The 12,480-nt window shown below is 37.8% G+C and carries 13 protein-coding genes; 1 reads left to right on the top strand and 12 read right to left on the bottom strand.

The annotated features are described in order from the left end of the window. The 12 genes from LLW17_RS16080 to LLW17_RS16135 all read right to left on the bottom strand — a co-directional run bounded on the left by LLW17_RS16080 (position 1) and on the right by LLW17_RS16135 (position 11,808). Positions 1-585: an acyltransferase gene (locus LLW17_RS16080; RefSeq protein ID WP_228231314.1), complete on the bottom strand. Its 585-nt coding sequence runs from the start codon at positions 583-585 to the stop codon at positions 1-3. Then, entirely contained in the window at positions 575-1,246 is a 672-nt protein-coding gene (locus tag LLW17_RS16085; protein ID WP_228231315.1) for a CatB-related O-acetyltransferase, read from the bottom strand. The genes LLW17_RS16080 and LLW17_RS16085 overlap by 11 nt, the downstream gene beginning before the upstream one ends. Next, on the bottom strand, positions 1,230-2,312 hold the full coding sequence (locus tag LLW17_RS16090) for a hypothetical protein (protein WP_228231316.1): 1,083 nt from the start codon (positions 2,310-2,312) through the stop codon (positions 1,230-1,232). The genes LLW17_RS16085 and LLW17_RS16090 overlap by 17 nt, the downstream gene beginning before the upstream one ends. Positions 2,313-2,503: 191 nt before the next feature. Then, complete coding sequence (locus LLW17_RS16095; RefSeq protein WP_228231317.1) at positions 2,504-3,391, bottom strand: GT-D fold domain-containing protein; 888 nt, start codon at positions 3,389-3,391, stop codon at positions 2,504-2,506. Continuing rightward, positions 3,388-4,518, bottom strand: a complete 1,131-nt coding sequence (locus tag LLW17_RS16100) for a glycosyltransferase family 4 protein (protein WP_228231318.1) — start codon at positions 4,516-4,518, stop codon at positions 3,388-3,390. Before LLW17_RS16100 ends, LLW17_RS16095 begins: the two co-directional genes overlap by 4 nt. A 5-nt stretch (positions 4,519-4,523) precedes the next feature. Continuing rightward, entirely contained in the window at positions 4,524-5,879 is a 1,356-nt protein-coding gene (locus LLW17_RS16105) for a lipopolysaccharide biosynthesis protein (RefSeq protein WP_228231319.1), read from the bottom strand. A gap of 15 nt (positions 5,880-5,894) precedes the next feature. Beyond that, on the bottom strand, positions 5,895-6,926 hold the full coding sequence (locus LLW17_RS16110; protein WP_228231320.1) for a polysaccharide pyruvyl transferase family protein: 1,032 nt from the start codon (positions 6,924-6,926) through the stop codon (positions 5,895-5,897). A gap of 96 nt (positions 6,927-7,022) precedes the next feature. Then, positions 7,023-8,174: a GDP-L-fucose synthase family protein gene (locus tag LLW17_RS16115; RefSeq protein ID WP_228231321.1), complete on the bottom strand. Its 1,152-nt coding sequence runs from the start codon at positions 8,172-8,174 to the stop codon at positions 7,023-7,025. Positions 8,175-8,200: 26 nt separating this feature from the next. After that, on the bottom strand, positions 8,201-8,611 hold the full coding sequence (locus LLW17_RS16120) for a GxxExxY protein (protein WP_228231322.1): 411 nt from the start codon (positions 8,609-8,611) through the stop codon (positions 8,201-8,203). 52 nt (positions 8,612-8,663) lie between these two features. After that, positions 8,664-9,776, bottom strand: coding sequence for a GDP-mannose 4,6-dehydratase (gmd, locus tag LLW17_RS16125; protein WP_228231323.1), 1,113 nt, complete (start codon positions 9,774-9,776; stop codon positions 8,664-8,666). A 28-nt stretch (positions 9,777-9,804) separates the two neighbouring features. Continuing rightward, positions 9,805-11,202, bottom strand: coding sequence for a nucleotide sugar dehydrogenase (locus LLW17_RS16130; RefSeq protein ID WP_228231324.1), 1,398 nt, complete (start codon positions 11,200-11,202; stop codon positions 9,805-9,807). 129 nt (positions 11,203-11,331) lie between these two features. After that, on the bottom strand, positions 11,332-11,808 hold the full coding sequence (locus LLW17_RS16135; RefSeq protein ID WP_228231325.1) for a UpxY family transcription antiterminator: 477 nt from the start codon (positions 11,806-11,808) through the stop codon (positions 11,332-11,334). A gap of 479 nt (positions 11,809-12,287) precedes the next feature. On the opposite strand from LLW17_RS16135, the gene LLW17_RS16140 reads away from it, so the two are divergent. Further along, positions 12,288-12,480: hypothetical protein (locus LLW17_RS16140; protein WP_228231326.1), on the top strand; the 193-nt coding region annotated here is incomplete at its 3' end.

A 12,480-nucleotide genomic window follows, 5' to 3' on the forward strand; every position in this document is an offset into this window, starting at 1 on the left:
TCAAATTATATTTTTAAGTACTCTCGCCGGATTTCCTGCACATATAGACATTGGTGGAATACTACTACTTACGACAGACCCAGCTCCTATAACCGAACCACTCCCAATGGTAACTCCTTTTAAAATGATAGAACGAGCTCCAATGAAAACATCATCTTCAATGTGGACTGGAGCATTTTTAATTAATTCAGCATTATTTCGATCCTTGGGATGTATAGGGTGTGCATCCGAATCAGTTATTAATACTCCGCTGCCAATAAGCACATTATCCCCTATAGTTATATCTCTTCCTGATATTGTGGCACCAGATATCCCAACATTGTTACCAATTTTAATATTTGAACTTGGATTTAATGCCTTTATTATAACCTTTTGAAAAACCCCTATTGAATTCTTTGCTGGATCACTACATAGAATAAGCTTTTCTCCGATTAAAATTTTTGCCTTCCTATGTTTTTGAATTAATGGAAACCCCCTCAATCTCCAAGTAGGTTTCCAAAAACCTAAATAATAATAACAAAATATAGCGTCAATAACTAAGTGGGGGAAATATAAAAAATCTCTAATTAGACGTTTATTTATCATTTTTTCCAAATTCATTTTTAAAATGCATTAAGTCCAGAAAAAGTGCTCTTTTTGCATAAATAGTATCTTTTGGCCAATCCCACCATTTTAAATTAGATAAAAAAGTTATGTCAGTTTCTGAAAATCTACTTTTAATATGTTTGGCGGGTACCCCACCAACAATACTGTAAGGCATTACATCTTTAGTTACGTATGCTCCTGCAAGAATAATTGCCCCATCGCCGATTTTTATACCTTCAACAATTTTAACTCCAAAACCAACCCAGACATCGTTTCCAATAATACAACTCCATTTATCACGTAATTTAAATTCCTCAAATTTATTTTGATTTACAAAAGAGCTTCCGGTTTGCTTTCTTGTTGAGTAAAAAACAGGACTGGTACTTACAAAATCTATAGGATGAGTACCATAAATAACTTCAACTTTTGGACCGATGGAACTAAAGTTACCAATTTTGACATTAATTAATTTGCAATCCTCCCCTGTATAACTATAAATACCAATTTTGGAATTTGAAACATTACTTCGTGGAAGTATTCTATTATGACCGGCAAAACTAGTATTATAACATTTTACGCTAGCATCCAATCTTACATTTTGCTTTTTGAAATGCCGATACTTAATTATAAAAAAAAAGTACCTCTTAATTAATTTTAGCATAGCCCATATTTTTTAAAAAAAAGATAATGCCTAAAAAATAAATTAAATTGTAAAAGGAAATTGCAGGAACACCATAAATAAATGCATCAATAGTTTTAACAGTAACGATAACACCGAAAAATACATTCAGTTCCATGGCATTTAAATTTGCTCTTTTAAAGAAATTGCGTGCACTTAAAACAGAAATTATCAATACAGAAAACACCCATAATAGACCCCATCTAAATGCATCTTGAGCCCAGCCAATTTCAATGGTACTCCTTCTAACAAATGAATCGTAAGTGGCAAAAACACCCTTCCCAAAAGCCCAGTCTAAAAAGCTGAAATTTTGAAATGCATCAATAAGTATTTGTGATCTTGAATTCCCTTCCCAAAAAAAAAGACTTGCAAAGCTTCCTGTATTCAAAAAATCTGAAAAAGCCTCAATTAATGAATCTAATTGAAACTTATCAAAGACAGAGCTATTTTCTCTGACCAGAGATTCTTGGGTGAATATGGAGCTAAGGCCAAAAAAATATATTGAAACAAATACGCAAAAACTTATTATGATGTTGCTTAAGCTAATAAGCTTATTGTGTTTTGCAGCAAAGAATAACAAAATCAACCCTACTAAACTATAGGAGCGTGACCAGATTTTTGCTGAAATTATAAAAATAAGTAGAATACAACTCCAACCAAGATAATATTGAATTTTTGTTTTTCTATCCTTGGGTAAAAATAAAAAGAGAGTTCCTGGGATCAATAAGTTATTCATAATTGCTTGCCCGAGTAGGATAGCATCAGAAGCATTAGAAACCCTGAAAAGGAAAAAATAAAATACACTCAGGTATAGGGGTATTAAAAATTTGAGGGTGTTTGCAAATACTATTATCAAGTCTATCTTTCCTCTAAGTGCCACTATTGCCAAAGCAATAAAAGGTAATGAATAATAGGAACCGTAAACAAATAAACTATCTGTTATACGTTTGAATGTTAAGGAATCAAGTAAGTCAAAAAAAATTGATAGATATGGAAATAAAAATATTAGCCAAAAAAGCAAAGGGATTCTACCGTACCATCCCTTCATATTGCTGTTTAAAGTGTGAAAGATTAGGCCGAAAACGCCTACCAATGCAATAACCAGTATTATTTTTAGTATTTCAAGTTTAAAGAAAGTTGAATACAATAAGAAAATCGAATAAATGGGAGTAAAAGACATTAAAATAAATGCCGTAAACATTGATTTCGTTTTCCAGAAATTCAACTTGAAAACACCCATTAAAGAATAGGAAGTTTAAAAATCCCTCCGTGTTGCCTTTGCCTAGGATCCTCTAAACAATTCATATAACCCCCTATATCTAGGGCTACTGTTTCTAAAGGCCGTAGTTGTCGAAGTATATTCGCAGACCCAATCCCTGCGGCAACCAGACAAATGTCATATTTAGTATTGTAATTTTTCAGATTTAATTTTTCTGTCAGCGAACTCGTCTTTGATATATTATAGAAATCAACTTTTAGGGCTCCTAATTTTTCTAAAGTTTTCGAAATATTTAATTCCTTTTTAGCGTCAGTACCTGTTACAACAAGTATCTTTCTGCCAACTATAAAATCCTGCCATCCATTTCTGACTAAAATACCTACGACAAAGTGAAAAGGTATGTAATTTTCACAGTGAAACTCTATTTGATTCTTCTCAAAAAATTCAATTAATGAAGAGTTATGTTCTGTAAACGCATTAAGTCCGTTTTCATTAAGATAGCAAGCTAACATTCCTTTATGAGAAATATATTTAATGTGCTCAACAAGCTCAATTCTTAATAATTTCACTTCTTCCTTAGAGTATTGTTCTCCCCAAGATGTTTTCCATTTATTTGGGTTAGTTAATCTGAGCTTTTCTGCGGTCACTGCAAGAATATCACGTACTAGTCTATTTTTCTTTTTTAGATTATACTTCCTCCCGAGCAAAAAACGGTATTCTCCATCCGCCATTCTATAAATAGGTAAATACTCCTTACCCATGGCATTTAGGACTCTTGTTCTGAATTGTTCAATCCACTCCTCTAAAGTGATATCTTGAAAGGAATAAGCATTTAAATAACCACCGTAAGCTTCATCTGCACTGCCATAGGCGATATTATCCATATTTACCAGAAAGGGTAATTTCATTTTTCAAGTAAGTTTATCAATTGGTCTACATATTTTTCCCATTCGAATGAGCTATCACTTTTTCGCAAAGCCGGATTAAAATCACTGCTTTCTTTTTTAAGCATTTTATCGATTTTTAAAGCTAATTCTGTAGCATTACCCTGTTCAAATAAAACATAATTTTCATCATCAATGTCTACCAGGTTTTCAATTCCTGTATTTCTTGTTGCGATAATTGGTAAACCTAAATAATTAGCCTCAGTCAGAACTAATGCAAGTCCCTCTTCAAATGAGGGTAAACAAAAAATACTTGCAGTAAGGTATTTATCCAACAACTCTTGTCTCCTTAAAACTCCAAAGTACTTAATAAAAGGCTTATTTAGATCATAACTAAAACCATTTGTTTTAGCTCCTACAAGCCAAAGTTCTATTGAATCATTCTCCTCATATAATTTGGAAAATGCATCAATTAAGACTCCAACTCCTTTACGTGCGGATAATTGCCCAACAAACAAAACAACATTCCTTTTACGATTCTTATTACTGATAGTAAGCTCAAACTTAGCATGACTAAAGCCATAAGGAATAATCAGAAGTTTTTCTTTATCAATCCCATTATTAGTAAATGTCTGAGCCACAAAATCTGAAGGTATAAGTATGTAATCCGCCAATTCATATTCATCAAACTCTCTTTCGAGAAAACTTTTTGGATTTGCTTTAAATACCTCGTTGTGATATTTTGCTGCTTCACTTCTCAATTGATTATTTGCAACAGCGTGTGTTGAACCTCGGTCTAAAATTTTAAGAGTATGGTTATTTTTTTTAAAAATTTCTTTGCTAAAACCTGCAAAACCAATCAAAACATCAACGTTCTTTGGAACAAAGACATTTGCGCAAAAGTTAAATAATCGAGAGTAAATTGTAGGATTTAGTTCTTTTTTAAATACGACCCTCGAAAATCTTTTGAGTAATTCTAAAACCGGTAAACCAACATAGTTTCTCCTTTTGATTCCGTATTTCCTTGCTACGGAAAAAGGCATTGTTGATATCAGCTTAAAAAGCAAACCTCTTTGTTGCAATTCATAAGCGTAATCAAAAGCATGAAATTTACCATTAACAACAATACAAACCCTTTTCGTATTATTCATAGCAACTATTCTAATTTAGACTTGAATTTATACTTCAAAGTGCGCCAAGAAACAACAAATTCGTCGCTCAAATCTTGAAAAGATATATTTAAATATTTACAAGCTAAGGGCAATACTATTAGGGCTAGTAAAAAATCTAAGGCAATATTACCTATAGCAGCTCCCAAAAGACCTAAATATAATGACAAAAAATAAACCAATATGACAGAGATAATAGATGCTATAATACCAGCCATTGCAAATCGATACGGTCGATTTACAGCTCTGAACACCATCGCAGATGTCCACCAAAAAGAATTAAACAAAATTCCGCTTATAAAAACTAGCCATACTGTATTTGAGACTTCAAGTTCATTTTGAGTCCAAATATTATAAAACCAAAGACCAAACACTGCTAAAAAAACAAAACCTACAAATGCCAAAATAAATACCGCTAATAAAGAATATGCAAATAATTTAAGTTGTTTTTTCTTATTCCCCAAACCTACTTCATATTGCAGTTCAGGAAATACGGCACCACTTACTAAGCTATACATTTGATTAACAGACCTTGACAAGGTTCTTATTGTATTAAAAACAGCAACAGCCTGAGGACCCAAGATAATTCTTACCGCAAATGTGGTACCTTGGAAATATATGGATTGCCAAACAGGTGATAAAAGATAGCCCATCCCTTTGTTCATAATCATTTTAACGTCACTCCTAAGAATTCTCGACTTATACGATTTGAGATTTTTAATTTGTCGATTTGCCAAGGTTACAAATAATAAGTTGAATAAAACTGCTACTCCAAGTTGAGAAGCAGCAAAAGCAATAATTCCTTTCCCAGATAAAAGAACCACTAAACCTGCAAGCACATTTAAAGCAGCATTTAAAGCCAGAAGATTGATACCTACATTTGCTCTTCTAGCAGCTCTGTAATATCCTTCATAAAATTGTGAGTAAAAATTGAGTAATCTGGCGAGCATCAGTATTGAGACAGCATATATTGCATCTCGTCTATCGATTATTGTTTTACTGAAAACATCATAATTATCTAAAAGAAACACTGTAAGCGCTGCAATTATTAAGGCACAAACAATCATAAACGAAATCAACCAAAATCCGGTTTTTGAAATATTTGAAGCTCCCTGATAGTTTTTTGCCGCATACTTCAAAACAAAAGTATTAGAGGCTGCCGTTCCAACGCCAAGATCACTGAATGCTATTATACTTGGTATAATGGTTAAAGTAAGCCACTCCCCATAATAAGCTGCTCCCCAATAGCTTATAAAAAAAGGAACCAAGAGAAGTTGTTCACAAATCTTTACCCCTTTTTGAAGTCCTGTGGCTAAACCATTTTTTAGAATTCTTTTATTCACAGGTTTTTTTAGTATCTACAGAAGAGCTTCACAAGATTCTCTGATATATTTCGCTAGAAGGTCCATCTCAGTGTCAATTTTATTAAAAAATACAGTACTTGGTTTCATAATTCTATCATTAGAAGTATGATCCAAGTCAAATCTTTCAAAAATACCGCATCTGGGGCTATCGATTAAAATTCTCGCCGGTTTACCAAATGCCAAGGTTACAGCACAAGCATGCACTCTTTCTGATATAGTGAAATTTGCACCTTTAAAAGCAGAGAGGAAATTAATTGGATTTAATGTAATGTAGCTATTAGGATATTTAAAGTTAAAATTATTTGACTTGTTTGAAACTTGTTGTACCGTTCGAACAATTTTTAAATCACCAAGATTTTCGGCAATGTCATCATAAATTTCTAAATGACGATTAATCTTCCAAGGAAGACCAGGTATGTAGCCCTTGCGCTCTTTTAATGTTACATCCTCGATTTGTGGCTTAGCTTTATCACTTATAAATTTAGGCTCCGGATTTCTATAGAAACTACTTACAAAATATTCCTTATCTAGCTTTAGAGTATCTACTTTTAATAATTTATTTACAAGGAATGCTGTACAAATTCCATTATATGCATTTGGCACATAGTCCTTGAACTTTTCATAAGTTTCTGGATCTCTTGAAGCAAATGCTATTGGAGGATATGCCTTTAAAAATTTTCTGATTTGATTTAGTGGTTCTCCATCCAAACCACTACAAGAACAACTTAATATGGCATAATTACTTCCTTTTCTTTTAATATTTTCGATGGCTGCTTTATATTCCGTTTTCAATAGTGCCATAACCATTGGACCTGAAAGGATATGTAAATCAGCATTTTGCCATTCAATACTTTTTAAGGCATTTTTTAGCTGTTTCTGGTTGGGATGAAATGCTCTTTCTACAGGCCCGTCACCAAAATAAACGTCAGCCTCTGGAAATACATTTTTTATTAACTCATATAGAGAAAATTGATAAAAACCATCTCCAAGATTATTCCAAGTCGAATTTTCTACAATTATTTTCATTTATTATTATTAAAATTTTGCTCAAAGTTCATTTTTTTTATTCGTTTAAACCAAAGCATTTTATGTATATTAAAATGTCAGGCAAGCCTTAATCTATTATAAGTACCACGCATATAGATCGCTTATTCCCTTTCTTAAGTTTATTATATAGCTCCAACCCAAAGACTTTAATTTAGAAACATCCGTTAATTTCTTCATCGTTCCGTCCGGTTTTTCAGTATTAAAGTAAATTTTTCCTTTAAAATCTACGATTTTTTTAATCAACTCCGCAAGATCTTTAATGCTGATATCTTCCCCGGTGCCTATATTGATGTGGGTATTGCGGATTTCCCCGGTATTTGCATGTGGCCCCTCGACTGCGCTTGGGGTGACGTCAGCAAAGTCTCGGTTTTCCATGATAAAAACACAGGCATCAGCCATATCTTCGCTCCACAGGAATTCGCGCATAGGTTTGCCACTGCCCCAGATCTCCACTTGAACCGAAGCCCCCTCCTGACCTTCCCAACTGGGAGATGTGGAGTTGGCAGTCCCGGCAGGCAGTCTGCGGCTTATACCGTACTTTTTAAGAATGCCAAGAATGGCATCATCAGAGGCACTGCCATCAACCCCCTCAATAGGCAGTTTATTCAAATCAGCCCTTAGGCTGTCCCAGTCATTTTGTTCCAGGGCTTTACCCAAATGCATCTTACGAATCAATGCGGGCAATACATGAGACTTCTCCAGATCAAAATTATCGTTAGGTCCATAGAGGTTAGTAGGCATCACCGAAATAAAATTGGTTCCATATTGCAGATTATAACTCTCACACAACTTGATCCCGGCAATCTTGGCGATGGCATAAGGTTCATTGGTATATTCCAGCACATCAGTAAGGAGATATTCTTCTTTCATAGGTTGCGGGCAATCCTTGGGGTAAATACAGGTACTACCCAAAAAAAGCAATTTCTTAACCCCGTACACATACGCCTGATGCACCACGTTGTTCTGTATCATCAGATTCTCGTAGATAAAATCAGCCCGGTAGGTGTTGTTGGCCACGATACCCCCCACCTTTGCCGCGGCCAGAAACACATATTCCGGCTGTTCTTCCTTAAAAAAAGCAGCTACCTGCACGGCATCCCGTAAATCCAGTTCGCTACTCGTACGCACGACCAGATTGGTATAGCCCTTCTCGTTCAGATTTTTAACCAGTGCAGAGCCAACCAGACCACGATGTCCTGCTACGTATATTTTAGATTCCTTATTCATAGTTTAATTTCGCAGTTCTACTCTAATTACGCGGATTTATCTGGATTATCGCGGATTGTGGTTGTATTGATAAGGCGTTTCCAGGTTAAACTCTTTTCACCGAAATTTATCAGGAGTCCAACAGGTTTGGAAGTAGCTTTCAGATAATTAACAACCTGATTTTCCATGGCTTTATGTATAAAAGTGGAAGCTTTTAACTCCAAAATCACACGATCAAAACATAAGAAATCAGCCTTAAAATACTTTTCCAGCTTTTGATTCTTATAATAAAGCGGAAGTAATTTCTGACCCTCAAATGGTATACCTTCCTCTGTAAATTCCTTGCACAACACCTCCTGATAAACCGATTCTAAAAAGCCCGGTCCAAGATTCCGATGAACCCGCATACATACCCCAATGATTTTGAAGGTCTCCTTCTGATAAAGTAAATGAGGCATCTGATATCAAAATTTAATCCGTGGAATCCTTAATAATCAGCGTAATCCGTGTTTATTCGAAATAGTTGAGAATACGATACCCCCCATCCTTCAGATACTGATCTTTCTTCATCAGCTTGAGATCGCTCTGCATCATATCGTTTACCAGGTCCACAAGTTCATACTCAGGAACCCAGCCCAGTTTTTCTTTAGCTTTGGTAGCATCACCTATCAACAAATCAACCTCAGTAGGTCTAAAATATTTAGGATCTACAGCCAGCACTTCTTTGCCTGTTTCCAGTTGATACTCAGGATTGTTGCAGGCTTTAACATAAGCCTTCTCATCAACACCCTCACCCTTAAACTCAAGTTCAATACCCGCATAACCAAAAGCCATACGTACAAATTCGCGTACCGGAGTCGTTTTATTAGTTGCAATAACCCAGTCTTCCGCTTCATCGGCCTGTAAAATCATCCACATCATGCGTACATAATCCTTAGCATGCCCCCAGTCGCGCTTGGCATCCAGATTTCCGAGGTAAATTTTATCCTGCAGTCCTAAAGCGATTCGGGCTGCTGCACGGGTAATTTTACGGGTAACAAAAGTCTCCCCACGTATGGGAGATTCGTGATTAAATAAGATTCCATTGCAGGCATATATTCCGTAAGCTTCCCGGTAATTTACAGTGATCCAATACGCATACATCTTGGCCACAGCATAAGGCGATCGCGGATAAAAGGGAGTTGTTTCCGTCTGAGGAACTTCCTGTACTTTTCCGTACAATTCTGAAGTAGAAGCCTGATAGATACGGGTCTTTTCAGCTAATCCCAGCAAACGCACGGCATCAAGAATACGCAAAGTCCCCAAACCGTCGGCATTCCCCGTGTATTCGGGTGTTTCAAAAGAAACCTGCACATGGCTCATGGCAGCAAGGTTGTAAATCTCATCCGGTTGAATCTCCTGTATAAGGCGTATAAGGTTAGTACTATCGGTCATATCCCCATAATGCAGAAAGAAATTGCGGTTCTCTACATGAGGGTCCTGATACAGGTGATCAATACGATCGGTATTAAACAGGCTTGAGCGGCGCTTTAGACCGTGCACTTCATAACCTTTTTTTAATAGAAACTCACTCAGGTAAGCCCCATCCTGCCCGGTAACTCCGGTGATTAATGCTACTTTCATAATTTGGTTTTGATTAAGTTTTAAAGAATTAAGAGCCTATGGCATAAAATTCAAAGCCTTTTGATTTAAGCTGCTCCTTATCAAGCAAGCGCCGTCCGTCAAATAAAAAGGCCGGCTTGAGCATAGCCTCATAAATTCGATCCCAATCCAGACTTATAAACTCGTCCCATTCGGTCATGATCGCCACGGCGTGAGCTTCCTCCGTAGCCACATAGGCTGTATTAACAACGCTGATCAGTTGCCGGTTCTCTTCCTCGCTTCGGGTTCCCAGATAGTCCAGATCAGCCAGTATTTGCTCTTCACTTACCTTGGGATCGTAGATCACAACCTCCGCCCGCTCATTAAGCAGATAATCGGCCACATAAATTGCAGCAGATTCCCGGGTATCATTAGTGTCTTTCTTAAAGGCCCAACCCAGCATGGCTATCTTTTTACCACTTACCGTATTGTAGAGCGTACGCACGATGTTCTCTGCAAAACGCCGCTTCTGATGATCGTTCATAATAATCACCTGCTCCCAGTAATCAGCTACTTCTTTTAATCCAAACGACTGGGCGATATACACCAGGTTTAAAATGTCCTTTTGAAAGCAGGAACCACCAAAACCAACTGAGGCCTTTAAAAATTTAGGCCCTATACGGCTGTCCTGCCCAATTGCTTTAGCCACCTCATTCACATCGGCCCCGGTTTTCTCACACAATTCTGAAAGGGCGTTGATCGAAGATACGCGTTGTGCTAAAAAGGCATTGGCAGTAAGCTTACTTAGCTCAGAAGACCACACATTGGTGGTAAGTATGTTTGCTTTAGGCACCCAATGCGCATAGACGTCTACCAGCGCCTGTATGGCTGCCTTCCCTTCCTCGGTATCCGGGTCTCCCCCGATTAGTACGCGATCCGGCGCATGCAGATCTTCCACGGCGGTTCCTTCCGCCAGAAACTCCGGGTTGGAGAGGATCTGAAACTTCACCCCGTTTCCGGTATTTTCCAGAATACTCTTTAACGCCTCTGCCGTACGTACGGGTAGGGTTGATTTCTCCACGACTATTTTATCATTGGTAGACACCCGTGCGATTTGCCGGGCACACAATTCAATCCATTTCAAATCGGCCGCCATGCCTTTCCCTACGCCGTATGTTTTGGTGGGCGTGTTTACCGAAATAAAAATCATATCGGCTTCAGCAATGGCCTCGTCTACCTGAGTTGAAAAAAAGAGGTTTCTACCCCGGGCCTCCCCCACCACGGCGTCAAGTCCCGGCTCGTAAACCGGCAGTTTAGACAGGTCTGCATCATTCCAGGCCGCGATGCGCTTTTCGTTGATATCTACCACCGTGACCTTGATCCCGGGAGCTTTCTGGGCGATCACCGCCATCGTAGGCCCACCTACATAACCTGCACCTATACAGCAGATGTTTTTAATTTTAGTCATGCTTTACAATTTAAATCAGAAATATACCGGTTTTTCATGGCTTCGCCACGTGAGTCCCATTTAGAGTCCCACCGGGAATAAAAAATAAAGACCGGCAGCTTCAAAAGCTCCGGCTATGTTTCATCAGCATCAGGACACCAGGTCCCGGTAGCTGGCCTCGACGATCACGTCAAGATGTTTTAAAATTAAGCGTATTTTTCGCGATCCCGTATGGTCTACCACGGCGCTTTGCCCTTTAAAAACCCCGCCTTTGATTTCTACGCGGTCTCCCGGGCTAAATTGCCTCACCTGCACATCGGCTACCTGCTCATCGGCCAGCCATTTTCTAACGGTCTCCAGTTCTTCATCCCGTACCACAGCCGGCTTACCCAGCCAGAATAAATACCGTACTACTCCGGGAACAGCAAACACCTGCTGGCGCTCCTCTTCCTTAAGCCGTACAAATACATAGGATTTAAATAACGGAACTTTCACCTTTTTCTTGCGATCACTCCACTGCCGTACTTCGGTCTTAGTGGGACAAAACACTTCAAGCCCCATCCGCTCCAAAGCCGTTGCGGTTTTTTTTTCAGTTTGCGACTTCACGTAGAGTACGTACCAGTTCATTGAAATAAGGCGCTTTATAACCGAACTTTAATATTCAGTCTTTTAACATTTTGGAAAGGCGAAAATAAGTAAAAACAGTCGCTAAACAAGGATAATATAGCATTAAATTTCGGAGCCACAACAAATAAAAAACACGCGAAACACGCGAAAACGTTTGAAAATCAACACCTAAAGACACTTAAAAAAGCTAGCCCATTGATCCCTAGCGATATAGATTGTTAAAATCTATCCCCGAATAAATTTAACAAATTACAGCACTTGAGATTCACCAGGTGCCACGCGATTACATCACCTGCTTGAACACCTGTACCCGCTCGATTGTATCGCGTGCCTGAACAAAACCTTGTCACCGCGCGATTGTATCCAGTGCCCTAAACAAAACACCCTATAGTACCTATGACTTCCAATCTTGCTCCTTGTTCCTTGTTCCTTGTTCTTTGTTCTTTGTTCTCCGTTAATTAAACCCCATCCAAAATAGAATGAAAAATAAGTTTTTCTTGCTTCTTTTCTTTTGTCTTGATACAAAAGAAACAACCCCGAAGCTTCCCTTGTTACCGCGCGATTGTATCGCGTGCCTGAACAAAACAACTTTAGGACCGAAAACCTCTGATCTTATTCCGGGTTCCCGAACTGAAGAAACAAGATTTCTATTTCTATGCTTGCTTCTTTTCT

The organism is Leeuwenhoekiella parthenopeia (assembly GCF_020782115.1).
GTDB classification, from domain to species: domain Bacteria; phylum Bacteroidota; class Bacteroidia; order Flavobacteriales; family Flavobacteriaceae; genus Leeuwenhoekiella; species Leeuwenhoekiella parthenopeia.

Excerpts from the sequence above, each read along its gene's own strand:
- LLW17_RS16130 (WP_228231324.1), bottom strand. The coding sequence starts at position 11,202 with ATGACTAAAATTAAAAACATCTGCTGTATAGGTGCAGGTTATGTAGGT.
- LLW17_RS16115 (WP_228231321.1), bottom strand. The coding sequence starts at position 8,174 with ATGAATAAGGAATCTAAAATATACGTAGCAGGACATCGTGGTCTGGTT.
- LLW17_RS16085 (WP_228231315.1), bottom strand. The coding sequence starts at position 1,246 with ATGCTAAAATTAATTAAGAGGTACTTTTTTTTTATAATTAAGTATCGG.
- LLW17_RS16120 (WP_228231322.1), bottom strand. The coding sequence starts at position 8,611 with ATGCCTCATTTACTTTATCAGAAGGAGACCTTCAAAATCATTGGGGTA.
- LLW17_RS16100 (WP_228231318.1), bottom strand. The coding sequence starts at position 4,518 with ATGAATAATACGAAAAGGGTTTGTATTGTTGTTAATGGTAAATTTCAT.
- LLW17_RS16090 (WP_228231316.1), bottom strand. The coding sequence starts at position 2,312 with ATGAAGGGATGGTACGGTAGAATCCCTTTGCTTTTTTGGCTAATATTT.
- LLW17_RS16095 (WP_228231317.1), bottom strand. The coding sequence starts at position 3,391 with ATGAAATTACCCTTTCTGGTAAATATGGATAATATCGCCTATGGCAGT.
- LLW17_RS16080 (WP_228231314.1), bottom strand. The coding sequence starts at position 585 with ATGATAAATAAACGTCTAATTAGAGATTTTTTATATTTCCCCCACTTA.
- LLW17_RS16110 (WP_228231320.1), bottom strand. The coding sequence starts at position 6,926 with ATGAAAATAATTGTAGAAAATTCGACTTGGAATAATCTTGGAGATGGT.
- gmd (WP_228231323.1), bottom strand. The coding sequence starts at position 9,776 with ATGAAAGTAGCATTAATCACCGGAGTTACCGGGCAGGATGGGGCTTAC.
- LLW17_RS16135 (WP_228231325.1), bottom strand. The coding sequence starts at position 11,808 with ATGAACTGGTACGTACTCTACGTGAAGTCGCAAACTGAAAAAAAAACC.